Below are 22,006 nucleotides of genomic sequence, written 5' to 3' on the forward strand. Positions count from 1 at the left end.
CGCACGGGCGCCGGTGTCGCGCTCGGACACTCGTTCCGAGTCGCAATCCTTTTGCGTTCCGGCTCTGTGCCGTGCGGGCGGGGCGAACGCAAAAGAGGCACCCGATCGCCGTGTGATCTGAGAAAAGTCCCGTGCTTGAGGGAAGCCGTCGTGCTTCCGTCTTCATCGGACTTGACCGCCGTTCCCCGCTGAGAGTGGGAAGGCGGGTCCGCTGGGCCGCGTAGGAGGCGGGGCCTGGTCAGGAAGGACATGTGTGACCAACACCGATTTGCTGAGCAGCGAAGTCGCAGCTGCCGCTGGTTCTGGAGCCGAGGAGAACGCTCTGTCCACCCCATCGAACGGCACGACGCCGCGCCGCCGCGCGGGTCTGTCCGGCATGGTGCTCGCTGAACTGCGCGAGCTCGCCGGCCAAATGGGCATCACCGGAACCGCAGGCCTGCGCAAGGGCGACCTGATCGCGGCCATCAAGGAGAAGCAAGGCTCCGGTGCGCCCGCCAAAGCCGAGAAGCCCGCGAAGGCCGAGAAGGTCGCCGCGAAGGCCGAGGCTCCTGCCGAGAAGCCCGTGAAGGCGGCCGAGAAGGTCGTTGAGAAGCCTGTTCAGCAGCAGCTCGAGGTAGCCGAGAAGCCGGCCGTCGCCGACTCCGGTGCCTCCGACGACGCTCGCTCGTCCGAGGACGGGGGGCGCCGTGGAAACCGTCGCCGCCGTTCCGGCCGTGGCGGCGGCAACGCCGAGGGCGAGAGCCAGCCGCAGCAGGAGCAGCGTTCCGAGCGTCCTGAGCGGGGCGACCGTCCTGAGCGTGCGGAGCGCCCCGAGCGTCAGGACCGCGCTGAGCGTTCCGACCGCGGCGACCGCGCTGAGCGTGGCGAGCGTCAGGACCGTGGCGAGCGTTCTGACCGTGGCGAGCGCTCTGAGCGTTCCGACCGCGGTGACCGCAACGAGCGCGGCGGCCGTGACCGCAACCGCGACCGTGGCGAGCGCAACGACCGTGGTGACCGCGGAGGTGACCGCCAGGGTGGCGGCCAGCCCGACGGTGACGACGACGGTGGCCGCCGTGGCCGCTTCCGCGACCGCCGCCGTCGTGGTGGCCGTGGCGAGGAGCAGGGTGGCGGCGGTCGTGTCGACCGCGAGACCGAGGTGCGCGACGACGACGTCCTGCTCCCGGTCGCGGGCATCCTGGACGTGCTGGAGAACTACGCGTTCGTCCGCACGTCGGGCTACCTCGCCGGCTCGAACGACGTCTACGTCTCGCTCTCACTCGTCCGCAAGTACGGCCTGCGCCGCGGCGACGCCCTCACCGGCGCCGTCCGCCAGCCGCGCGACGGCGAGCAGCAGCGCCAGAAGTTCAACCCGCTGGTCCGCGTCGACAAGATCAACGGCCTGGACCCGGAAGAGGCGCGCAACCGCCCGGACTTCACCAAGCTGACGCCGCTCTACCCGAACGAGCGTCTGCGCCTGGAGACCGAGCCGCACATCCTCACCACCCGCGTCATCGACCTGGTGATGCCGATCGGCAAGGGCCAGCGCGCCCTCGTCGTGTCGCCTCCGAAGGCCGGCAAGACCTCGGTGCTGCAGTCGATCGCGAACGCGATCACGACGAACAACCCCGAGTGCCACCTCATGGTCGTCCTGGTGGACGAGCGTCCCGAAGAGGTCACCGACATGCAGCGCTCGGTGAAGGGCGAGGTCATCGCCTCGACCTTCGACCGCCCGCCGTCGGACCACACGACCATCTCCGAGCTCGCGATCGAGCGGGCGAAGCGCCTGGTCGAGATGGGCCACGACGTGGTTGTTCTTTTGGACTCGATCACGCGTCTCGGTCGTGCGTACAACCTGGCGGCGCCGGCTTCCGGCCGCATCCTGTCCGGTGGTGTCGACTCGACGGCGCTGTACCCGCCGAAGCGCTTCCTCGGTGCTGCTCGCAACATCGAGGGTGGCGGGTCGTTGACCGTCATCGCCACCGCGCTGGTCGAGACCGGCTCCGCCGGTGACTCGGTGATCTTCGAAGAGTTCAAGGGCACGGGTAACGCCGAGCTCAAGCTCGACCGGAAGATCGCGGACAAGCGGACGTTCCCGGCTGTCGACGTCGACTCTTCCGGTACTCGTAAGGAAGAGCTGCTGCTGTCGCCTGACGAGATGGCTGTCACGCACAAGCTGCGTCGGGTGCTGCATGCGCTTGACGGGCAGCAGGCCATTGATCTGCTGCTGGACCGGCTGCGGAAGTCTCGTACCAACATCGAGTTCTTGATGCAGGTTGCCAAGACGACGCCTGGGTCTGAGCAGGACTGACCCTGGTTGGCTGGTGTGTGAGTTTCACGTGAAAAGACCCCCGGTGCTGGTCACCGGGGGTCTTTTTGTTGGGGTTCACTCGAATGCCGAGGGGGCGGTGGGCGTGGGTTGGGTTGCGAGGGGACCTGGCAGCTGATTCCTGGGGCTCCGCCCCAGACCCCGCCAATCTGATCAAAAGCCGGGGTCCACGCCACACGCGGGTAGATGGCACGCCTGTTGCTTTGGGCGGAGTTGCGTTGCGTAGAGGGGCGCGTTGGTGGGGTGGCTTCGTCACGAGCCATACCAAGAGCGGGCCACACCAGGTCAGGGGTGTCAACTCGACGAAAAGCGTGTCGAGTTGACACCCCTGACCTGGTGCAGCAAGAGCTGTGGCACGACTCGTGACGAAGCCACCCCACCCGGACCGCACGGTAAAGACGGCTCGCCTTCGGCATCGCGGACGGTCGCACGCTGCCGTGACCGCGTGCTCTGACTGCTCGCCTTCGGCATCGCTGGAGTGTCAGACCTCGTCGCTAGGTTGGGTCGCGGGGGATCCAACTTTCAAGGGGACCCCTGCGTCAGCCTGCGTTTGTGCTGGTCAGGCCCCTCAGTGGCTGCCTAGCGGCACTTCGTGGTCTGGCGGCTCTCGTCGTTCTGCACCAGCGCCTGGAACGCCAGGCCCAGCAGTACCGGCAGGCCCACCACCGTCGCGGCCATCGCGGGTACCTCCACCGCGCCCTCCACGACGCCCAGCACCAGTACTGCTGCCAGGTACGGCCACCGCAGCCACGTGCGTTGCCAGGTTCGCTTCCAGCGCACGCCGCCGGACACCGCCGCGGCCACTGCCACGCCGGCTCCCACCACGACCGGTGACAGCGGCACCGTGGTCCAGGATGCCGTGACCAGCCCTGCCGACCCCATCAGGCCGAACACGGCGGCGGAGAACAGGAACGGCACTGCCAGCCACATGTGCTGGTTCATCGGCCGCTCTGAGGTGCAGAACACGGCACACAGTCTGATGGAGACCCGCCAACAACATGGAGTTGTATTTGGCCGAACGGCCACACCTTGCGCCGAACGGCGTATCACGGAGGTTAAGCGGCTGTGACTTAAGCCACGGGGGAGCTTCGGGAACAACCGCGTTTTTGCACGTGTTGAACGGTCTGGCAAACTAAATGGTCGAGTCCGGCTCCGGTTCACCCGTTCACCAACAGGGACCCGGCGGCCATCCTTGAAAGGGACAAGATCTTGAAGACTGGCATCCACCCCGAGTACACGGTCACCGAAGTGACCTGCAGCTGCGGCAACGCGTTCACCACGCGCAGCACGACCTCGGCGTCCGAGGTTCGCGTCGAGATGTGCTCCAACTGCCACCCGTTCTACACGGGCAAGCAGCGCATCCTGGACACCGGCGGTCGCGTGGCGCGCTTCGAGGCGCGTTACGGCAAGCGCAGCAAGTAGCTGCTTTCACGGCGCCTGACCTCGGCCTTCTGGCCGGGGCGGGCGCCGTCGCCGTTTCCACGGAAACCCAACGAAAGCAGGAGACGTGTCGCAGTCGCTGGACAGCTTGCTCGCCGAGTACGACGAGCTGGAGAAGAAGCTCGCCGATCCCTCCGTGCACGCTGACCAGGCGGGAGCGCGCAAGCTCGGCAAGCGGTACGCCGCGCTCGGGCCGATCGTGCAGACGGCGCGGCAGATCGAGCAGGTCAAGAACGACCTGGAGGCGGCCAAGGAGCTCGCCGCCGAGGACCGGTCGTTCCAGGAGGAGGTCGAGCAGATCGAGGGGCAGCTCCCCAAGCTGGAGGAGAAGCTCAACGAACTGCTGCTGCCGCGTGACCCGCACGACGGCGACGACGTGCTGCTGGAGATCAAATCCGGTGAAGGGGGCGAGGAGTCCGCGCTGTTCGCCGGGGACCTGCTGCGCATGTACACGCGGTATGCGGAGCGGCACGGGTGGAAGGTCGAGATGCTCGACGGCACCGACTCCGACCTCGGCGGGTTCAAGGACGTCACCGTCTCCATCAAGACCAAGAACGCGGTGCCGGACGGGGTCTGGAGCCGGCTGAAGTGGGAGGGCGGCGTGCACCGCGTGCAGCGCGTGCCCGTCACCGAGTCGCAGGGGCGCATCCACACCTCCGCGGCCGGCGTTCTCGTGTTCCCGGAGACCGAGGAGACCGCCGCGGTCGAGATCGACGAGAAGGACCTGCGGATCGACGTCTACCGGTCGTCCGGCAAGGGTGGTCAGTCGGTCAACACCACCGACTCCGCCGTGCGCATCACGCACCTGCCCACCGGCATCGTCACGTCGTGCCAGAACGAGCGCAGCCAGTTGCAGAACAAGGCTCGCGCCATGCAGGTGCTGCAGAGCCGGCTCGTGGCCCTCGCCGAGGAGCAGAAGGCGCAGGAGCAGTCGGACGCGCGGCGCACCCAGATCCGCACCGTTGACCGCAGTGAACGGGTGAGGACCTACAACTTCCCCGAATCACGCATCTCCGATCACCGGGTTGGGTACAAAGCGCATAACCTGGACCAGGTGCTCGACGGAGACCTGGACGCGGTGGTGGACGCACTCGCCGCCGCTGACCGGGCAGAACGGCTCGCAGGCGGGTAATCCGACGTGGGAGGGGCGCGTTGTGGCCGAGATCCTGGTAGATCCACAGACAGCGCCTCTCGACCAACCGGTCGACGTGCTCGTGGTGGGGCTGAAGGCCGGTCAGACGGCCACCGTGCAGCTCTCCACGGGTGATCGCGCCTCTCACGCCGTGTTCGAGGCTGACGACCGTGGTGTCGTCGATCTGACGCGGCACGCACCGCTCGATGGCAGCTATCGCGGCGTTGACCCGATGGGGTTGTTCTGGTCGTTGGAACGCACCGGCGGCAAGGCCGGCCCCACCGTGCTGTCCGTCGAGGGCGTGGGAGACCGCGTTCTCGAACGGCTCGCGGTGCCAGAGGGCGTCGAACGGCTGGAGGTCCGGGAGAACGGGCTGGTCGGCACGCTGTTCGCCCCTGAGGACGACGGAGGCGAGCTGCCGGGCGTCATCGTGCTCAGCGGGTCAGAAGGCGGCATCCACGAGACTGACGCGGCGCTGCTGGCCGCGCACGGGTTCGTCACGTTCGCCCTCGGCTACTTCGGCATGAAGGGCCTGCCCGAGAACCTCGTCGACATCCCGCTCGAGTACTTCGGCAAGGCCATCGACTACCTCTCCGAACGCGCGGGCGAGATCGGTGTCATCGGCGGGTCGCGCGGCGGCGAGCTGGCGCTGCTCGTCGGCGCGACGTTCTCGCAGGTCAGTGCTGTGGTGAGCATCGTCGGCAGCGGCGTGGTGACGCAGTGCATCGGGCCGGGCGCCAACCTGCTGCAGAAGCTCTCGTACGAGGCGGCGTCGTGGACGTGGAAGGGCGAGCCGCTGCCGTACCTGCCCTACGACATCGGCGACGAGCTGCGGGCGCGGATCGTCAACGACGAACCGGTGCCGTTGCGGCTCGCGTTCAGCACCGAGGACGGCATCCCCGAGGACACCGAGATCCCCGTCGAACGGATCGTCGGGGGTGTGTTGCTCATCTCGTCCGGACAGGACGACGGGTGGCCGTCAGCCGACCTGAGCGAGGTCGCGATGCGGCGGCTCAAGGACCACGAGCACCCGTTCCCGTACGAGCACGTCGTGTATCCCGAGGCAGGACACCTGATCGCGGGCCCGCCGCACCGGCCGGCCACCGACGTGACCTATCCGGGGCCCGGTGTCACCTTCTCGGGTGGTGGTGTTCCGCGCGCCACCGCACATGCTCAGGCGAACGCCTGGAAACGGACGGTTGAGTTCTTGCGGGAGCAGCTCGGGAGCTAGGTTGTGTGCTTATGAGCGCACACTTTGATGTCGTGGTCGTGGGTGCGGGTCCCGGCGGGTACGTCGCCGCGATCCGTGCGGCTCAGCTCGGGCTGAAGACCGCGATCGTCGAGGAGAAGTACTGGGGCGGCGTCTGCCTGAACGTCGGCTGCATCCCTTCGAAGGCCCTGCTGCGCAACGCTGAGCTCGCGCACATCTTCACGCACGAGCAGAAGACGTTCGGCATCAAGGTCGACGGCACCGTGAGCTTCGACTACGGCCAGGCGTGGCAGCGCAGCCGCAAGGTCGCGGACGGGCGCGTCAAGGGCGTGCACTTCCTCATGAAGAAGAACGGCATCACCGAGTACAACGGGTGGGCCAACTTCACCGACGACCACTCGCTGACCGTCGGGGACGAGACGATCACGTTCGGCCACGCGATCATCGCCGTGGGCGCCACGACCCGGATGCTGCCGAACACGCAGAAGTCCGACCGCGTCGTGACCTACGAAGAGCAGATCATGACCGAGCAGCTGCCCGACTCGATCATCATCGCGGGCGCCGGCGCGATCGGCGTCGAGTTCGCCTACGTCATGCACAACTACGGCGTGAAGGTCACCATCGTCGAGTTCCTCGACCGGATGGTGCCGCTCGAGGACGCCGAGATCTCCGCCGAGCTGCTCAAGCGCTACAAGAAGCTGGGCGTCGACGTCCGCGTCGGCACGCGGGTCGAGTCGATCGACGAGTCGGGCGAGAAGGTCCGCGTCACGGTGTCGAAGGACGGCGCGCAGGAGGTCCTCGAGGCCGACAAGGTCATGCAGGCCATCGGTTTCGTGCCGCGCGTCGAGGGCTACGGCCTGGAGAACACCGGCGTGAAGCTGACCGAGCGCGGCGCGATCGACATCGACGGCCGCGGCCGCACGTCCGTGCCGCACATCTTCGCGATCGGCGACGTCACCGCGAAGCTGATGCTCGCGCACGCCGCCGAGTCCATGGGCATCATCGCCGCGGAGACCATCGCGGGCGCCGAGACCATGGAGCTCGACTTCGTGATGATCCCGCGGGCGACGTTCTGCCAGCCGCAGATCGCCTCCTTCGGCTACACCGAGGCGCAGGCCCGTGAGAAGGGCTTCGACGTCCAGGTCGCGAAGTTCCCGTTCACCGCGAACGGCAAGGCGCACGGCCTCGGCGACTTCGCCGGGTTCGTGAAGCTGATCAGCGACGGCAAGCACGGCGAGCTGCTCGGCGGCCACATCATCGGCCCCGAGGCGACCGAACTGCTGCCCGAGCTCACGCTGGCGCAGCAGTGGGACCTCACCGTCAACGAGGTCGCGCGCAACGTCCACGCGCACCCGACGCTGTCGGAGGCCGTCAAGGAAGCGGTGCACGGCCTGGCCGGGCACATGATCAACTTCTGAGGTAGTTTTCGCATCTGATGATGAACCGGCAACCGCTCCGCCTTGCCGTCTCCGAGGCGGCCAAGATCCTCGCCGAGGCGGGTGTGGACAGTCCGCGCGTCGACGCGGAGTACCTGGCCGCGCACGTGCTCGGGGTCGAGCGCGGGCGGTTGCCGCTCATCCCGCTGGTCGATCCGTCGGTGATCGACCAGCTGCACAAGCTCGTTCTCGTTCGTGCGTCGCGCATTCCGCTGCAGCACATCCTCGGCTGGTCGCCGATGGGCACCATCACCGTCGAGGTCGGGCCTGGGGTGTTCGTGCCGCGGCCCGAGACCGAGCTGCTGATGGAGTGGGGTCTGAAGGCGCTGGCCGGCGTTTCGTCGCCCGTCGTGGTGGACCTGTGCACGGGAACGGGCGCGCTGGCGTTGTCCATCGCGGCCGCACGCCCGGACGCCGTGGTGCACGCGGTGGAGATCGATCCGCAGGCGATCTCGTGGACGCGGCGGAACGCGAACGCGCGGGTGGCCGCCGGGGACACGCCGATCCGGCTGCACTCGGGGGACGCCACCGATCCGTCGCTGCTGTCCGATCTGGACGGTCTGGTGGATCTCGTGGTGTGCAATCCGCCTTACGTGCCAGAGGGAACGCCCGTGCAGCCCGAGGTCGGTGAGCACGACCCGCACCACGCGGTGTTCTCCGGTGCGGACGGGCTGGACGTGATCCGGCACGTCGTGCGGGCGGCGGCGCGCTGGCTCAAGCCCGGCGGGTCCGTCGGCATCGAGCACGACGACACGCAGGGGGAGTCCGTTCCGGCGCTGCTGGCCGCGCGCCGGGTGCTCGCGGACGTGACCGAGCACGCCGACCTGGCGGGGCGGCCCCGGTTCGCGACCGCCCGCAAAGTCGGTTAGATCTACTAGAAGAGCGCGTCGAAGGCCTTGGACAGGTCCTTCATCTGCTCGCCGAGGCCGCGGTCCGCCAGCTTGTCCATCAGGTGGTCCGCGACGTCCTTGCTGGGCTTGGGTTTGCGGGCCTCGGCGCGAAGATCGTCCACCGTCTCGATCGTGGACGTGGGAGCCTGCGTCTCGGTCAGGTCCTCGCGCAGTTCGTCGAGCAGCCGCAGCACGGCGCTGACGTCCTTGATGTGTCCGATGTGGACGTCCCCGGTTCTGGCGCGTCCACTGGTGCCGATGTTGCTGCCGATCACCGGCCCCTGGATCTCGAAGTTCCGCTCGTTCATGACTTACCCCTGGTCGTGCCGGCGTTGCCCGTGCGTGCCTTGCCGGCCGTGGCGATGTTGCTGGAGATCACCGGGCCCGTGATGTGCACGTTGTTGCTCGTCACCTGCATGGCCTGTTCCATGAACTCGGTGACCGAGATCCCCTTGCTCTCTAGGAACTCGCCCAGCGTGCGCAACAGCCGTGACTCCAGCACCTTGATGTAGCGCTCGACGTCGGTGAGCTGGAAGTAGTTGTCGACCTGGCTCATGCTCGCGAGCTCGCGCAGGCTGTTGCTGGCGCCGTAGCGTGCCGCGACGAACGTGCCTTCCGCCTGGTGGATCGGGTTCATCCAGCCCACGGCCGTGGCGAACCGCTTCGGCAGCGACGCGGGGAACTTCAGCAGGTCGACGACCGCCTCGAGGAACGGGCGCATCGACTGCTCGGGCAGGACGTCGATCTGCCGGTGGTGGGTGTGGATCGGGTACAGGATGCAGGGAGTCCACTCGACGTAGAGCATCTCCTCGTCGAGCCCGAACGTCAGGTACGCCGAGACGACGACGTCGCGGTCCCACGTCTCGACCTGGAACGAGCGGAAGTAGCGCATCCACTCCATCGGGCCGGCGATCAGATCGTCCACAACGGACCTGCGGACCGCTGCCTCCGGTGAATGATCCTTGTTCGGCAACACGATTCGCGCTTCGGCGTCGTCGATGTGGTCGATCAACTCGACCGAGGAGATGATGACGCGGTCACCGGTTTTGAGGCCGCGCAACCGATGCCCCGGTGAGAGCGAAGGTGAACGTCCCGTCTTGACCAGTTCGCTCGTGATGCGGTCGTACAGCTCCACCAGGGCGAATCCGGGCAGTGGGGCGTCGGTCTTCTCCTTGGCGAGCTTGAGAGGCAGCGCCATCGACCAGGGTTCGAACATCGTGCCGGAGCCGACGAACGGGCGGTAGCCGTGATAGACGATCACCTGCGCGTGGTCCGCGTCGTCAGGTTCGGCGTCGTCCTCGGTCGGATAGAGCGCGAGCGCTTCGGCGTAGTTCGAGTGCCCAAGCTCCCGGAACTTCCACTCGTTTCGCCACAGGTCCTCCTCGCCCCGGCTGGTGCGGAAACCGGCGCGCCGGAAGCTCTTCGTGACCAGCAGCCAGGTCACCACCCGATCGCTCAGCAGCAGCGCGAAGATCAGCACGATCGCGATGATCAAGGTCGCGAGCACGCCGTCGCTGCTCTCCTGCTCGCACACCTCGTACCTGGGCCTGCAGTACTCGCTGTCGGCGGCGAGCTCTGCCATGAACTTGTACAGCACGAAGAAGAGCGCGATCGCGCTGGCGATCGCGCCGAGCACGACCGGCCCGCGCGTGTGCGGCGCGGGCTTCTTCGGACGTGTGAGCGTCAAACGCGCACCGGTCCCGACCGCCACGATCGAGGCGGCCACCAGCCACCACACGAGCAGCGTCCCGTCCGCGGCGAACAGCACCACGACCGCCAGAGCCAGCAGCAGACCGTCGCGCACCTTGCGCCGCGTGCGTGCCGCCACCGCCTCCCGCAACACCGCGCCGGAGTTCACTCCTGGCGACCGCGGAATCGACCGAGTGGCCTCGACGAGGTACTCGCGAATGGCCGAGTCCGCGAACTCCTCGTCGCGGTGAGCGGCTCCGCAGAGGAAGCGGGTTGTGTCGTCGCGTAACTTCGGAGAATCGTTTCCCGTCGTTGCCGCGGGAGTTGACATTGTCCTGTCCACTTTCTGTCATTGAAATCGAGCACTCTGTGTTTGTGCTGGTCAGGGACATGGTGAGACAACGAACAACATGCAATTCGTACCGTTGCTGGCACAATAGTCGTTCCTGATCGGAATGGGATAGGGGTGGCCGAATTGCACATTGTCAATGCGCCGAACGAGGGCAAATGACGCGCTTCTCGGACGCGCCGCCGATCCGTTGCTTCCTGAGCTACGCCCGCCAGGACGACGTGGTGATGGACTTCGTCGGTCCATTCGCCACAGCGCTGCGCCACTACGCCTACGCGGACCGGGGCCGCTCGCTGGAGATCTTCCTCGACCGCGAGGCCATCGGCTGGGGAGACCTCGTCCAACCGACCCTGCGCTCCGCCGTGCGCGGCACCACCGTGCTGATCCCGGTGCTGACCCGCCGCTACTTCGACCGCCCGTACTGCCGCGAGGAGCTGTTCCTCTTCTACAACCAGGCTTTCGTGGACGGCGTGCGTGGCCTCCTGCTCCCCGTAGTCCTGCTCGGCGCCGACCACCTGACCGAACACAACCCGGACCTGGCCGTGCAACTGGTGGTCGAACGCCAGCGCCGCAGCGTCCGCGAGGCCTGGATCGAGGGCCCGTCGTCCCCCGCGTGGCGCCGCACGATGCTCGCACTGGCGTCAGAACTCGTGGACAACGTGGAGGCCGCCGAACGCACGCTGCTCACCGGGTTCGCTCCACCGGATGTCGACGTTCCCGCGGTGCTGGCCCAGTTCTCCCACGACGTCCAGACCGTGATCCACGCCTGCGGCAAGGTGGTGGCGGACTTCCAGGCCCTGCTGGGCGTCGACTGGCCGGCACTGGCCTCCGCCGCCGTGCGCCTGCGAGACGCCGGCCGCACGTTCGAACGCCAAGCCTTCGAAACGGACCGAGCCCTGCGCTCAGCCGGCGTTCCGTCGCCCGCGCGCTTCGCGGAACTGGACGACCTGGTGCCAGGCGTGGAAGCCCTCCTGGCGTCAACGCACCGCCTGGAGGCATCCGACGTACCGATCCGCCGCACGATGATGGTGTTCCGCGAGGGCCTCACCGCCCTGCGCAGCGGCCTGCGAGTCGTGGAGTCCTGGACGGAGTGGCCAAATCCTGGCCAATAATCCGTCGTTTGGGCCCGTTGGTAGCAAACGGTCGTATGTTCTCCGCGGGGAGGGCACGCGGTCACGCGCTATGAGGATCCGCCGCCTCGCGCGTGACCGCGTGTACGCCTACCGCTCTGTGGGCGCGGGTTCGCGCACCGGGAGCCAGGCGACGAGGAAGACGAACACGCCGTTCACGAGCACGGCCAGCAGGAGCATCAGGTTGAACCCCAGGTTGACCTTGCCCGGCTCGAGTTCACGGACGAACCCCGCCTCGTCCACGACCACGTCGACCTCGCGGCCGGCGTCTTCGACGGTGTAGCCGATGCTGGGCCAGTAGGTCAGCGTCCTGCCACCGCAATCCAGCTCGTTGGACCACTGTGTGGAGCCGCGGCTGCTCGAATGGCTGTCCACGCTGATGACCTTGCAGTGCACCGGTTCCCCGAACGCGGTGAGCCACAGCGAATGGCCGCCCGTGTTCACCGCGAACGCGGTGACGACACCGATCGCCAGCGCCGTGAACATCGGCCACTTCTCCGGGCGCCGGTAGCCGCTGAGCGCGGCGCCGTAGCCGATCAGGCAGACGGCCGCGACGAGGATGAAGACGACCATCAGATTGCTGGCGGGAGTGTTGGGCAGGAAGCTGCCCACCACGACGGCCGTCAGGAACAGACAGGCGACGAGCAGTCTCTTCGCTCGAAGGGGAGGCCTGGCACCGATCATTCGTCCAACGACCCTTGCTGTCTCGGGAACGTCCTGCCCTGGCTCTCCAGCTCGTCGTACTTCGCCCACTCACGCAGGTGATCAGCTGTCGCCTTCGCGATCCAGCCCCCGTCCTCGACGTTGGGCATCGAGTGCGGCGTCACCGAGCCGTCAGGGCGGGTGGCCGGTTTGTAGGGCGTGTAGGCGCCGCCCACTTCCTGCAACGGTTGCGACGGCTGCGGGACCTTGTTCTGGTACGGCTCCTCGTACTTGTTCTTCCAGACGTTGCCGGCGTCGCTGTAGCCGTCCTTGAACTCGTTGCCCGCCTGCTTGAGCTTGTCGCCGGCCTCGCTGAGCTTCGGGCGCGAGTTTCCCCAGTCCTCAAGCCGCTTGCCCGCATCGGCGAGTCCGTCCCCACGCGTGGAGGGGGCGTGGGGAGCCCGGGGCCCACCGCTTCTGCCGAACCGGCCGAGTCGCTTGAGCACATCACCGAGCTGCCCGAAGAGGCCCTTGAGGCGACCCATGATCCGAGTGATGAGTTTGACCAGCTTGGCCAGTTGCTGGGTGATCTTGCCCAGAACCGCCGCGCCGCGCCCGACCGCCCACGCGGAGAACGCCGCGAGAGAGCTGCCGAGCGAGACCCACGACGACGCGAGAGCGATGACCGCGTTGCGGATCACCTCCCAGACGAACAGGGCGATGAGGTCGCGGATCATCCCGCGGATCGCCGCCGTGATCGTGCCTGCCTTGGCGATCTCCGACGCGACGAACGTGCAGGTCTTCGACACCGCGGCGATCTCGGCGGCCAGTTCCCCCTGGCTCTGCCGGAACTTCTCGGCCGTCGTTCCCTGCTCCCAGCACGGCAGTTCGCTCTTGACGGCCCTGTCCTGCTGATCGCCGATCTCGTGGAGGTCGGCCGCGACCTGGTTCCAGGTGGTGACGGCGGCTTTGATCTTGTCGCCGTTGCCCGCCAGCCAGTCCAGTGGCTCGCGGAGGAAGCTCAGGTGCTCGATCAGCCAGCCGATGCCCGCGGTGGCCAGGGACCCCAACGGATCCATCCACATGCCGAGCCCGTCCAGGGCCAGCGCGGCGGCGTTCATCCCGAACTCGAGGAAGTCGCCCTCGCCCAGGCGATGTGCCGAGTCGATGGTCTGGATGAGCGACTCGGCCACGCCACCGCCGGCGACGTTGTCGGGGTTCGTCCAGCCGTCACCGAAACCTGTGAAGGTCATCGCGGCCCTTCAAACCTGGTGCGGTTGGCGTCCTCGTGCGATGAGTACGTGTCCGCTGTTGCAGCGGTGTCCTCAGCTGCCGCGCCTACTGCGGTAGCAAGTTCCCTGATGGCTGCGGTCGTGCCCTGCGCCCACTCCTGCGCGCCCGAGGCGAAGAAGGACAGCAGCTGGCCGAACGTGTCGCCACCGAGGTCGACGGCAGCCGCTTTGTTGGCCGCGGCGTCGAGCGCGTCCTCTCGCATCCGCTGACCCTTCGCGAACTTGAGCAGCTCCGTCGGGTCGACTCCGAAGCCCGTCACCGGAGCACGCTCCCGAATCCGTCCTCGTCGTCATCCGTCGGACGTTGTGGCCGTGGCGCGGGTTTCTGGGCCGGGTCGTTCCACGAGACTTCGCGCATCACCTGGCCGTCCTCAGGCGGTGGCGGCGCTTCCTCTTCCTCGGGCTGCGGGATGAAGCTGCGCAGGAAGTCCATCGCCTCGGTGCCGCCGAACTCCGGCTCCACAATGGACGCCACCTGCTCGGCGGACTGGATCTGGGCCTTCTGCACGGTCTGCATCACGAGCTGGCTCAGCTGCACGTGCGTCAGGCGCATCGCGACGGGCGAGAACTCGATGTGCTGCAGCGCGCCGTTCGGTGCGACCTGGACGGTCACCGCCTCGTTGGGGGAGGCGACGGTGCTGCTGGCCTGCTGGATCTGGTCCTGCATCTGCTGGGAGCGTTGCTGGAGCTGCTGAGCCCTGGACTCCAGGTCCGCGATCATCTGTTCCGGGTTCATCGTTCGCTCGTCGTCGCCAGGACCTGCCCGAGGTGCCGTGCCAGGCCCATGTTGTCGGCAGGGCCGATCGTGAACCAGCCGGTGCGTGCGGGCACGTTGGCGTAGCGGCCCGCCTTGGTGTCCACCCAGGTGACCGGCGGGAAGTCGCGCTTGGTGCGGCCCTGTCCCATCTGCACGAGGAAGTGACCGTTGCCGATGGCAGGGCCCGTCAGCATCTGCTTGGCGAGCCTGACGTCGTCGTTCTCCGTCGTCCGCACCGCCTGCCGGAAGCCCTCCTGTTGCTGGGGCTGGGCCTCGAACGCCTGGGCCGGCACCGTCACCGGCTTGCCGGGACCGGGGCGCCCCGGCGGCATCGCGTTCGCGAGGCTGGTGGCGATCTCGTTGGGCTGCACCAGGTTCAGCGTGACGGTGGTGTCCTCCTGCGTCACCAGCACCGCATACCCACCGCGCGCTACCACGCTCGCGCGAACCAGCTTCTGCTGGTTCATGTCAGGGATGCAGAGGGCGATCACGCGGAGTTCGGGGCGCGCCAACAGGTTCAGCGCGTCCTCAAGATCCGGCTCGGGCCGCCCGCGCCGCGCCAGCTTGCGGCGTTCGAGGTCGGCGTGCACAGCGGACTTGATGCGCCCGCGTTCGTCGTGCGTCTCGCCGTGCTGGCTGACGTCGAAGGGATAGGGAACGCTCCCCGCCCGCAGGTCCTCCCAGAGAACCTCGAACGCGGGCAGGGAGAGCTGCGCGATCTGCCTCATCCGCCGATCACCGGCGGCGCGACCATGCGTTCGTCGTCGAAGAAGTCGTCGGTGGGCACGAGGTAGTTGGACTTGTGCTCCTTGTCCTCCTCGCCACCGCCCTTGCCCGCACCGGCGCCACCCCCGGCACCCATGCCACCGGCAGCGCCACCACGACCGGCCGCACCGGCGCCCGCAGCACCGGCACCCGCGCCACCACCGGGACCACCCGCGACTCCGGCGCTGCCACCGGGCGTCGCGGGACCGAAACTGCCCATGCCCCGGCCGGAGCCGCCGACGCCCGCCATGCCGCCGGGACCCGTGCCACGACCGCCACCTGCGCCGCCACCAGAGCCACCGCCGCCGGGCCCACCTCGTCCCATACCGGGACCGCCGCCCGGAGGCCTGCCCTGCGTGCCGCCGCCGGGCGGTCGCACACCGGGAGGCAGCATGCCGGGCGGGGTGAACGGGGGCCGGTTCTGGCCGCCGGGGTTGTTCTGGTTGTTGTTCCCCGGCTGCAGCGACGGGTCCTTGACCTGAGGCGCGGCCCACGCGGTGTTGGTGGTGCCGTTGCTGGAACCCGGAGGCGTGGAGGGCATGCCCGTGTTGCTGCTGTTGCTGAACTGCTGATTGGCGTTGACGTTGCTCAGGCTGTGCGAGCTGTTGGTGCTGCTCGTCTGCGTGACGCCCTGGTCCTGCGTGACCTGCGGGGTGGATTCCATGGCGGGCATGGACATCGCCGCCGACATCATCGTGTTGTCACGCGTCTGCATGACCCGCACGGCTTCTTCCTTCGCACCCTGCTGCTCGTTGTGCGTCGAGATCATCTCGACGGGCGCGCCCACCATGGCGACCGGATTCAGAGGGCCGCCTGCCAACGCCCACTTGCCCGCGATCTTCAACGGGTTGAACTCGACGGGAGCGGGCATGCTCTTGTTGGCCTGGACCGCGGCCTCGCGCTGCTGCTCGATCGCGCCGGCCGTGCGGGTGAAGCCCTCGCCGGTCTGATCCGCGAACGTACCGATCTTGCCCAGCGCCGTTCGGACTCCTTCGGCAGCCCGTCCTGTCCACGCGCTCTGCGAGCCGTTGATCAGGATGTTGAAGTCGGTCGCCAGCTCCTTGAACGCCCCGCCGAACGTTCTCCACACATCAGCTGCCGCTGTCGCGGTTTCAGGAGCGTAGTTCTGGGTGACCAGGCCCTTCATGTGTTCGTGCTGCTGGCCTGGATAGTTGTCGTTCGGTGTCGGAACAGCGGCTTTGATGGGCGCCATGAGAATCCCCCCTCGGGCGTCGTTACGGCAGCTTCGGTGCGATCAGGTCGGCGGCCTTCGATGCACGCGCGCACGCAGCCGCGGTGTCACCAGACGCAACTTTGACGACTGAGATGATTACAACGGACGATGTTTCGCTGGCGCCGACGGCGATGGCGCAGGTGTCCTTGGACCCGTCCTGGGCCTCCGCCTTGGTCGCGGTGAACTTGCCCACCTTGATGTCGTAGACCTTGTCGCCCTGAATGTTCAGGTCCTTCACGCCCTTGTTGGCGTAGATGCCCGCGTTGATGCCGCCGTTGCCGGGGATGGTCCAGTCGCAGGTGTCGGCAGAGCCGATCTTTCCAGCCTCGCCAGGTAGCTTGAATCCGAAATCGGCTGCCTCGGAATCGGTGAAAAGTTCGCACGGCTTGAGCGACTGCAGGCCGGATGAGGCGTTGCTGCTCGTCGGAGTGTCAGCACCCGTAGTCGGGGCTGGTGTGGCCTGACCCGTCGTGCCAGTGCAACCGGAACTGAGTCCGGCGAGCCCGATCAGCGTGGCGATGAGGATGCGCTTCATTACTTCCCGTCGAGTTTCGTTAGAGAGTCGGAACCGGCCTGGTCGACGTTCTGGTAGGAGGCACGGCTCTTCTCGATCTGCGTCTTCAGCGACTCGATGGCGCGAGCGACGTCCTCGATCTGCTTGATCGCCGCCGTGCCGAAGTCTGTGTTGGATGCGGCGATGTGCTCGGCGTATCCGCCGCCGAGTTTCATCTGGACGCTGAGCTGTCCTCGCTTCTGAAGGATCTTTGCGAGTTCGTCCTGCATCTCGGTGAGCTTCTTGATCATCGCGTCGACCAGGTGCGGGTCGACGGACAGCTGCTGGGTCTCCACTGCGACGGCCACAGCCTTGCCCGCGTCCATGATCGCGCTCAGCCCGCTGCCGAAGATGCCGTCCCAAGTGCCCCCAGAGGCCCTGTCGGCGAAACTGCCTGTCTTACCGCTTGTCACTACTTCCCCAGACACAGAAGCTCGACCCTCCCCGTTGCGCTCTGTGGTCGACCCATGACCTTACAGTTGTGCGGCCGTTTGGGGGATGAGTTGAACTACTCAACCTGTTTGGGTTAAAACTTCATGCTGGTCAGCAGGGTTTTGAACGCGCTAAGTGAGAACGCAGGCACAGCTTCAGCGGATCAGCCCGGCCTCCGCGATCGCCTGTGCCGCCGGAACGAGCAACTCGCGGCGTTCCTCCTGCGTGGGTTTCTCGGCGAGAGGGCCCCTGATGCTGACGCCGACGTGGCCGACCTGGAACTGGAGCGTCCAGTCGGACCCGAGCCTCAGCATGCAGGTTCGGCCGGTGCCGACGGACGGGGTCACGGTGACCACGTCGACGATGTCGGGCCTGGACACCAGGCCGCACAGCAGGGTGTTGTGCTCGGTCGCGATCTGCTCGTTCTCCCGGACGGACAGCGAGACGTGCAGCTCGCGGTACTCGGCCTCGTTGAGGTTCCCGTTCGGCACGATGTTGTGGCGCTCGCAGGAGATCTGGCCCTCCCACTCGGGGCCCCGGCTCGGCGCGGCCGGGTAGAACGTGGCCTCCGTCATCGCCGCTTCACCCGAGTGCGCTGGGAAGGACTTCCGGAACGCCGTCCTGCTCATGGCCTCGCACGGGTTCTTCACCTTGCCGAGCAGTCCTGAGTAGACGTGGCGCATCGGGGCGGTGGGGCCTTTGGAGACTGCGGACTTCACCAGCGGCTCGAGTGCGATCGCGAACGTCTGGACGTCCATCGTGCCGTACGGCCCTGGGTGGTACGTGTCGATGTAAATGTTGATCAGCAGATCGGGCTTCCACACGTCGATGCGCTGCGTATTGGTTTCAGCGTTGTTCCACTGGATCAGCGACACGCCGTCCTCGGAGCGTGGGGTGCCAGGTCGTCGTGGTCCACCGGTCTGCAGGAAGGCGAGGTCTTCCGCGGTGTTGAACGGCGTCTGGTGCACGCTCACGCTGAGCCGGTTCCCGTTCGACAGCACGTAGGCGCAGTAACTGGCGGAGTCCGCGGAGCTCTGGGCGACCGCGGCACCGGGTGGTACGTCGCCGTCGAGGTGTTCGTGGGTGATGCTGTTCTTCGGGTCGAGCGAGACTCCGAGTCCTGCCAGCTGGTCGATCGTGATCACGGAGCAGGCGTCGTACAGGGCGGTGTCGCCGAACTTCAGCGGCCGGCCGTCGCCGGGCGCCTGTGTCAGCGTGATCTCCTCCGCCTGCTGCGCCTGTGCCGGTTGCGGGTGCCGGCTGGTGAGGTACTTGACGCCGAACACGCCAGCCGTCGCGACGAGCAGTGCTGCCAGGCCGATCGAGATTCCGACGATCAGGATCGTGCGCGGCTTTGGCGGCGTGGGTGGTGGTGCGCCCACGGGTGCCCACGGGTTCGGTGGCTCTGCGTGCTGCTGGTCCATGATCTCCCCCAGATCTGAGCAAACCGTTCAAAATTAGCTCCTCTGGGCGCTGCCCCGCAGGCAGTTAGCCGGGCCTTGCGTCACCCCGTCGGGGCGGCTGACTAGGCTCACCGAGGTGAGCACGGTCTACGACTGCAGCGAACCGGGCAATCGCGCGGCGGGTCTTGCCGCTGCCGCCGGCGCGGTGCGGAGCGGGCGCCTTGTCGTCCTGCCCACCGACACCGTCTACGGGATCGGCTGCGACGCGTTCGACGCGGAAGCCGTCCGGAGTCTTCTCGACGCCAAGGGGCGCGGGCCCGACATGCCCGTGCCCGTGCTGGTCGGGTCCTGGACCACCATCGACGGGCTGGTTCTCAGCGTGCCGCGGCAGGCGCGTGCGCTCATCGAGGCCTTTTGGCCCGGTGGGTTGAGCATCGTGCTGCCGCACGCGCCCAGTTTGGCGTGGGACCTGGGGCAGACGCGCGGCACGGTGATGCTGCGCATGCCGTTGCACCCCGTTGCCCTGGAGTTGTTGCGCGACGTCGGTCCGATGGCCGTGTCCAGCGCGAACAGGACCGGGCACGCCCCGGCTTCCAGCGCGCAGGAGGCTCGCGACCAGCTCGGCGACGCCGTGCCCGTGTACCTCGACGGTGGACTCAGTGGCGAGAACGTCGCCTCGACCATCGTCGACCTCACCGGGCCTGACGCGCTGATCCTGCGCGAGGGCGCGGTCACCAAAGAAGAGGTCAACGAGGTGCTCGGCATCGAGGTCGAGGTCGCGCGGTAGCGAGCGGCTGCCACAATTGATCATGGTCGCCGCGAGTACCGTGGCGAGCACCCCGAACACCCCCGATTGATTGGTAGGCCCGTGGGGCCCGCATCCTCGTTCGTCCTTCCCGTGCGCGAGTACCTGCTCGTCGCGTTGATTGCTGCCGTGGTGACGTTCCTGCTCGTGGGCCTGGTGCGCGCGATGGCGTTCCGGCTCGGGGCAGTGGCCTACCCGCGGCAACGCGACGTGCACGTGCAGCCGATGCCGCGCATGGGTGGTGTCGCCATCTACGGCGGCGTGCTGTGCGGCATGTTCGTGGCACACCAACTGCCGGTGCTGCGGGCGGCGTTCGACTTCTCCAACGACCCGTGGGGCGTCATCGTCGCGGGCGGCGTCATCGTGCTCGTGGGCGCGATCGACGACAGGTTCGAGCTCGACTCGCTCACCAAGCTCGCCGGCCAGGTCACCGCCGCGGGCATCCTCGTGTTGTTCGGCCTGCAGTGGATGATCGCGTGGGTGCCGTGGGACGGCGGCGCGACCATCTCGCTCGACCAGAACCAGGGCGCTCTGCTGACGGTGTTGCTCGCCGTCACCATGATCAACGCGATGAACTTCGTCGACGGCCTCGACGGACTGGCCGCGGGCATCGGCCTCATCGCCGCCGCGGCCACCGCCGTGTTCTCGATCGGTCTGCTCGTCGAACGCCAGGGCGCCGTCGAGGCCTACCCGCCCGCCCTGATCGCCGCCGTGCTCGCGGGCGCGTGCCTCGGCTTCCTGCCGCACAACTTCAACCCCGCGCGCATCTTCATGGGCGACTCGGGCTCGATGCTCATCGGCCTCATGCTCGCCGCCGCCACCACCAGCGCGTCCGGCAAGATCAACCAGGCCACCGGCAGCGCGGCCGACCTGCTCGGTCTGCTCTCGCCGCTGATCGTTGTCGCCGCGGTGCTGTTCGTGCCGCTGCTCGACCTGCTGATGGCGATCATCCGCCGCACCCGGCGCGGCGAGAGCCCGTTCTCACCGGACAAGATGCACCTGCACCACCGGCTCCTGGAGATCGGGCACTCGCAGCGTCGCGCTGTGCTGCTCATCTACTTGTGGGCCGGCGTCCTGGCGTTCGGCGCGGTGGCGCTCACGCTGTTCGACCCGATCATCGTGGCCACGTGCTTCGTCATCGGGCTGATCGTGACGTTCGTGGTCTCGGTGATCCCGCGGCTCCGGGACGCCCGCAGCAAGTCCTGACGAGACACGTCAGAGCGGGTGCGCGACGCAAGGGCGCCCCAGCAGTTTGAACGTGCCGTCGTCCTGCAGGGACCATCCCTCGGAGCAGTGCTGCCGGCCATCGGCGTAGTCGCGGTTGACCGGGGTGATGTAGATGAGGCCCACACCCCACTTCTGCGTGGGCGAGACATCGCTGTAGTCCGGGCCGAACACCCTGAAGTAGCCGTAGAACGACAGGTAGGTGCTGAGCGTGCTGACGCCGGCGGTGACGTTTCTGACGTGGCCGCCGCTGCCGCTCGCCACAACGGTGATGCCGCCGCTGGTGCCGCCCTCGTCCGCGTGTGCCGCAGGTGAGGCTGCGAGAAGTGCGGCGGCCGCAGCGGTCAGTGCGATCGCAGTACGTCGGGTCCTGCTCATCGGTTTCCCCCTCGACATGTCGCTTGCCAACGGGAGCGACGGTAACTATCCGTTGCGCCAATTCACCTACATGAGGTGTAGGCGAATGGACTAGCGTCGATGGCGGTTGACTTGCCTGGGGGGATGACAGCCATGGAGAGCTGCACGTTCGGCCTGCTCGGAGAACTGTCGATCGACGACGGCGCGGTGGACCTGAAGGCGCGCAAGCTGCGCAGTCTGCTGGTGGCACTGCTGCTCAGACCAGGCAGTCCCGTCCCGGACACCGAGCTCATCGACTGGATCTGGGACGCACCGCCGTCCCGCGCGAACTCGACGCTGCAGGTCTACGTCGTGCGGCTGAGACATGCGTTGGGGCGCTTGGGGTCGTTGGTGTCACGCAGCAGCACGGGCTATCGGATCGACGTGGACACCGATCAGGTCGACCTGCACAGATTCCGCCGTCTGGCGATGAGCCGCGACGTCGATGCGCGCACCGAACTCGGCGACCTCCGTGAAGCTCTGTCGCTCTGGCGCGGACCGGCGCTGGCGGATGCGACGTCGGAGGCGATGCGGTTCGAAGCCGACCGGCTCGACGAGGAACGACTCGTCGCGGTCGAGCGCAGGATCGAGCTGGAGATCGAACTGGGTGCGCACCGCGAGCTCGTCCCCGAACTGCGCGCGCTGACCCGGCGGCACCCGCTGCGGGAACGGTTCGCGGAGTTCCTGATGGTGGCCTTGCACCGAGGCGGGCGTTCGGCGGACGCGCTCGCCATCTACCGGGATGTTCACCGGATGTTCGCGGACGAGCTGGGAGTACACCCCGGACGGCGGCTGGCCGAGCTCCACGATCAGATCCTGTGCGGCCGGGAAATTGGTACGTCATCTTGTTTGGGGCCGCTTAACCGTCGTTAATCGGGGGCTGCCCGCAGGCGCTGCAATGCGAGTTCCTAGACTTCGGGAC

The 22,006-nt window shown here is 67.4% G+C and carries 23 protein-coding genes; 10 read left to right on the forward strand and 13 right to left on the reverse strand.

The window, feature by feature from the left end:
- The first annotated feature begins 253 nt into the window (after positions 1-253).
- The gene (rho, locus tag ACIQF0_RS36295) at positions 254-2,287 is read left to right on the forward strand and encodes a transcription termination factor Rho (protein WP_401037366.1); all 2,034 of its coding nucleotides are present in this window, start codon (positions 254-256) and stop codon (positions 2,285-2,287) included.
- A 597-nt stretch (positions 2,288-2,884) separates the two neighbouring features.
- On the opposite strand, the gene ACIQF0_RS36300 is transcribed toward rho, so the two are convergent.
- Positions 2,885-3,271, reverse strand: coding sequence for a hypothetical protein (locus ACIQF0_RS36300; RefSeq protein WP_401037367.1), 387 nt, complete (start codon positions 3,269-3,271; stop codon positions 2,885-2,887).
- Between the two features lie 243 nt (positions 3,272-3,514).
- On the opposite strand from ACIQF0_RS36300, the gene rpmE reads away from it, so the two are divergent.
- The 5 genes from rpmE (at position 3,515) to prmC (ending at position 8,392) form a co-directional block, all read left to right on the forward strand.
- Complete coding sequence (gene rpmE / locus ACIQF0_RS36305) at positions 3,515-3,727, forward strand: 50S ribosomal protein L31 (protein WP_191301393.1); 213 nt, start codon at positions 3,515-3,517, stop codon at positions 3,725-3,727.
- An 85-nt stretch (positions 3,728-3,812) separates the two neighbouring features.
- Positions 3,813-4,877 (forward strand): peptide chain release factor 1, encoded by a 1,065-nt coding sequence (gene prfA, locus ACIQF0_RS36310; RefSeq protein ID WP_401037370.1) that lies wholly within the window; start codon positions 3,813-3,815, stop codon positions 4,875-4,877.
- Between the two features lie 22 nt (positions 4,878-4,899).
- Positions 4,900-6,108, forward strand: coding sequence for an acyl-CoA thioester hydrolase/BAAT C-terminal domain-containing protein (locus ACIQF0_RS36315; protein WP_401037372.1), 1,209 nt, complete (start codon positions 4,900-4,902; stop codon positions 6,106-6,108).
- Positions 6,109-6,119: 11 nt separating this feature from the next.
- Positions 6,120-7,505, forward strand: coding sequence for a dihydrolipoyl dehydrogenase (gene lpdA / locus ACIQF0_RS36320; RefSeq protein WP_319977829.1), 1,386 nt, complete (start codon positions 6,120-6,122; stop codon positions 7,503-7,505).
- Positions 7,506-7,525: 20 nt separating this feature from the next.
- Positions 7,526-8,392 (forward strand): peptide chain release factor N(5)-glutamine methyltransferase, encoded by an 867-nt coding sequence (prmC, locus tag ACIQF0_RS36325; protein ID WP_360047874.1) that lies wholly within the window; start codon positions 7,526-7,528, stop codon positions 8,390-8,392.
- Positions 8,393-8,397: 5 nt separating this feature from the next.
- Here prmC and ACIQF0_RS36330 read toward each other — a convergent pair whose 3' ends face one another.
- Together ACIQF0_RS36330 and ACIQF0_RS36335 are read right to left on the reverse strand one after the other, a co-directional pair.
- Positions 8,398-8,721: a hypothetical protein gene (locus ACIQF0_RS36330; RefSeq protein ID WP_319977827.1), complete on the reverse strand. Its 324-nt coding sequence runs from the start codon at positions 8,719-8,721 to the stop codon at positions 8,398-8,400.
- The gene (locus tag ACIQF0_RS36335) at positions 8,718-10,271 is read right to left on the reverse strand and encodes a hypothetical protein (RefSeq protein WP_401037376.1); all 1,554 of its coding nucleotides are present in this window, start codon (positions 10,269-10,271) and stop codon (positions 8,718-8,720) included. The genes ACIQF0_RS36330 and ACIQF0_RS36335 overlap by 4 nt, the downstream gene beginning before the upstream one ends.
- 338 nt (positions 10,272-10,609) lie before the next feature.
- Here ACIQF0_RS36335 and ACIQF0_RS36340 point away from each other — a divergent pair, with 338 nt between their 5' ends.
- Positions 10,610-11,563 (forward strand): TIR domain-containing protein, encoded by a 954-nt coding sequence (locus tag ACIQF0_RS36340; RefSeq protein ID WP_401037379.1) that lies wholly within the window; start codon positions 10,610-10,612, stop codon positions 11,561-11,563.
- A 108-nt stretch (positions 11,564-11,671) separates the two neighbouring features.
- Here ACIQF0_RS36340 and ACIQF0_RS36345 read toward each other — a convergent pair whose 3' ends face one another.
- The 9 genes from ACIQF0_RS36345 to ACIQF0_RS36385 all read right to left on the reverse strand — a co-directional run bounded on the left by ACIQF0_RS36345 (position 11,672) and on the right by ACIQF0_RS36385 (position 18,680).
- A complete protein-coding gene (locus ACIQF0_RS36345) occupies positions 11,672-12,265 on the reverse strand; it encodes a hypothetical protein (protein WP_401037382.1) in 594 nt (197 codons plus the stop codon).
- On the reverse strand, positions 12,262-13,476 hold the full coding sequence (locus tag ACIQF0_RS36350; protein WP_401037384.1) for a hypothetical protein: 1,215 nt from the start codon (positions 13,474-13,476) through the stop codon (positions 12,262-12,264). The genes ACIQF0_RS36345 and ACIQF0_RS36350 overlap by 4 nt, the downstream gene beginning before the upstream one ends.
- Positions 13,473-13,775 carry a hypothetical protein gene (locus ACIQF0_RS36355; protein ID WP_401037386.1) on the reverse strand — a complete coding sequence of 101 codons (303 nt, stop codon included), beginning with the start codon at positions 13,773-13,775 and terminating at the stop codon, positions 13,473-13,475. The genes ACIQF0_RS36350 and ACIQF0_RS36355 overlap by 4 nt, the downstream gene beginning before the upstream one ends.
- Positions 13,772-14,251 carry a YbaB/EbfC family nucleoid-associated protein gene (locus ACIQF0_RS36360; protein WP_401037388.1) on the reverse strand — a complete coding sequence of 160 codons (480 nt, stop codon included), beginning with the start codon at positions 14,249-14,251 and terminating at the stop codon, positions 13,772-13,774. Before ACIQF0_RS36360 ends, ACIQF0_RS36355 begins: the two co-directional genes overlap by 4 nt.
- Positions 14,248-15,000, reverse strand: a complete 753-nt coding sequence (locus ACIQF0_RS36365) for an ESX secretion-associated protein EspG (protein ID WP_401037390.1) — start codon at positions 14,998-15,000, stop codon at positions 14,248-14,250. Before ACIQF0_RS36365 ends, ACIQF0_RS36360 begins: the two co-directional genes overlap by 4 nt.
- Positions 14,997-16,250, reverse strand: coding sequence for a hypothetical protein (locus ACIQF0_RS36370; RefSeq protein ID WP_401037393.1), 1,254 nt, complete (start codon positions 16,248-16,250; stop codon positions 14,997-14,999). Before ACIQF0_RS36370 ends, ACIQF0_RS36365 begins: the two co-directional genes overlap by 4 nt.
- 22 nt (positions 16,251-16,272) lie before the next feature.
- The gene (locus ACIQF0_RS36375; protein WP_401037395.1) at positions 16,273-16,806 is read right to left on the reverse strand and encodes a DUF3558 family protein; all 534 of its coding nucleotides are present in this window, start codon (positions 16,804-16,806) and stop codon (positions 16,273-16,275) included.
- Entirely contained in the window at positions 16,806-17,237 is a 432-nt protein-coding gene (locus ACIQF0_RS36380) for a hypothetical protein (protein ID WP_401037398.1), read from the reverse strand. Before ACIQF0_RS36380 ends, ACIQF0_RS36375 begins: the two co-directional genes overlap by 1 nt.
- A 174-nt stretch (positions 17,238-17,411) precedes the next feature.
- Positions 17,412-18,680 carry a hypothetical protein gene (locus ACIQF0_RS36385; RefSeq protein ID WP_401037401.1) on the reverse strand — a complete coding sequence of 423 codons (1,269 nt, stop codon included), beginning with the start codon at positions 18,678-18,680 and terminating at the stop codon, positions 17,412-17,414.
- Positions 18,681-18,795: 115 nt separating this feature from the next.
- Between ACIQF0_RS36385 and ACIQF0_RS36390 the strand changes: the two genes are divergently transcribed.
- The gene (locus tag ACIQF0_RS36390) at positions 18,796-19,446 is read left to right on the forward strand and encodes an L-threonylcarbamoyladenylate synthase (protein ID WP_319977819.1); all 651 of its coding nucleotides are present in this window, start codon (positions 18,796-18,798) and stop codon (positions 19,444-19,446) included.
- An 81-nt stretch (positions 19,447-19,527) separates the two neighbouring features.
- Positions 19,528-20,670 (forward strand): glycosyltransferase family 4 protein, encoded by a 1,143-nt coding sequence (locus ACIQF0_RS36395; RefSeq protein WP_093592693.1) that lies wholly within the window; start codon positions 19,528-19,530, stop codon positions 20,668-20,670.
- A gap of 9 nt (positions 20,671-20,679) precedes the next feature.
- On the opposite strand, the gene ACIQF0_RS36400 is transcribed toward ACIQF0_RS36395, so the two are convergent.
- Entirely contained in the window at positions 20,680-21,066 is a 387-nt protein-coding gene (locus ACIQF0_RS36400) for a hypothetical protein (protein ID WP_401037404.1), read from the reverse strand.
- A gap of 123 nt (positions 21,067-21,189) precedes the next feature.
- Between ACIQF0_RS36400 and ACIQF0_RS36405 the strand changes: the two genes are divergently transcribed.
- Positions 21,190-21,957, forward strand: coding sequence for a BTAD domain-containing putative transcriptional regulator (locus tag ACIQF0_RS36405; protein ID WP_401037407.1), 768 nt, complete (start codon positions 21,190-21,192; stop codon positions 21,955-21,957).
- Positions 21,958-22,006: the final 49 nt, after the last annotated feature.

This window comes from Lentzea sp. NPDC092896, assembly GCF_044754905.1.
Classification (GTDB): domain Bacteria; phylum Actinomycetota; class Actinomycetes; order Mycobacteriales; family Pseudonocardiaceae; genus Lentzea.

Coding starts and splice junctions, on each gene's coding strand:
- lpdA (WP_319977829.1), top strand. CDS start 6,120: ATGAGCGCACACTTTGATGTCGTGGTCGTGGGTGCGGGTCCCGGCGGG.
- prmC (WP_360047874.1), top strand. CDS start 7,526: ATGAACCGGCAACCGCTCCGCCTTGCCGTCTCCGAGGCGGCCAAGATC.
- ACIQF0_RS36330 (WP_319977827.1), bottom strand. CDS start 8,721: ATGAACGAGCGGAACTTCGAGATCCAGGGGCCGGTGATCGGCAGCAAC.
- ACIQF0_RS36340 (WP_401037379.1), top strand. CDS start 10,610: ATGACGCGCTTCTCGGACGCGCCGCCGATCCGTTGCTTCCTGAGCTAC.
- ACIQF0_RS36345 (WP_401037382.1), bottom strand. CDS start 12,265: ATGATCGGTGCCAGGCCTCCCCTTCGAGCGAAGAGACTGCTCGTCGCC.
- ACIQF0_RS36350 (WP_401037384.1), bottom strand. CDS start 13,476: ATGACCTTCACAGGTTTCGGTGACGGCTGGACGAACCCCGACAACGTC.
- ACIQF0_RS36360 (WP_401037388.1), bottom strand. CDS start 14,251: ATGAACCCGGAACAGATGATCGCGGACCTGGAGTCCAGGGCTCAGCAG.
- ACIQF0_RS36365 (WP_401037390.1), bottom strand. CDS start 15,000: ATGAGGCAGATCGCGCAGCTCTCCCTGCCCGCGTTCGAGGTTCTCTGG.
- ACIQF0_RS36370 (WP_401037393.1), bottom strand. CDS start 16,250: ATGGCGCCCATCAAAGCCGCTGTTCCGACACCGAACGACAACTATCCA.
- ACIQF0_RS36375 (WP_401037395.1), bottom strand. CDS start 16,806: ATGAAGCGCATCCTCATCGCCACGCTGATCGGGCTCGCCGGACTCAGT.
- ACIQF0_RS36385 (WP_401037401.1), bottom strand. CDS start 18,680: ATGGACCAGCAGCACGCAGAGCCACCGAACCCGTGGGCACCCGTGGGC.
- ACIQF0_RS36400 (WP_401037404.1), bottom strand. CDS start 21,066: ATGAGCAGGACCCGACGTACTGCGATCGCACTGACCGCTGCGGCCGCC.
- ACIQF0_RS36405 (WP_401037407.1), top strand. CDS start 21,190: ATGACAGCCATGGAGAGCTGCACGTTCGGCCTGCTCGGAGAACTGTCG.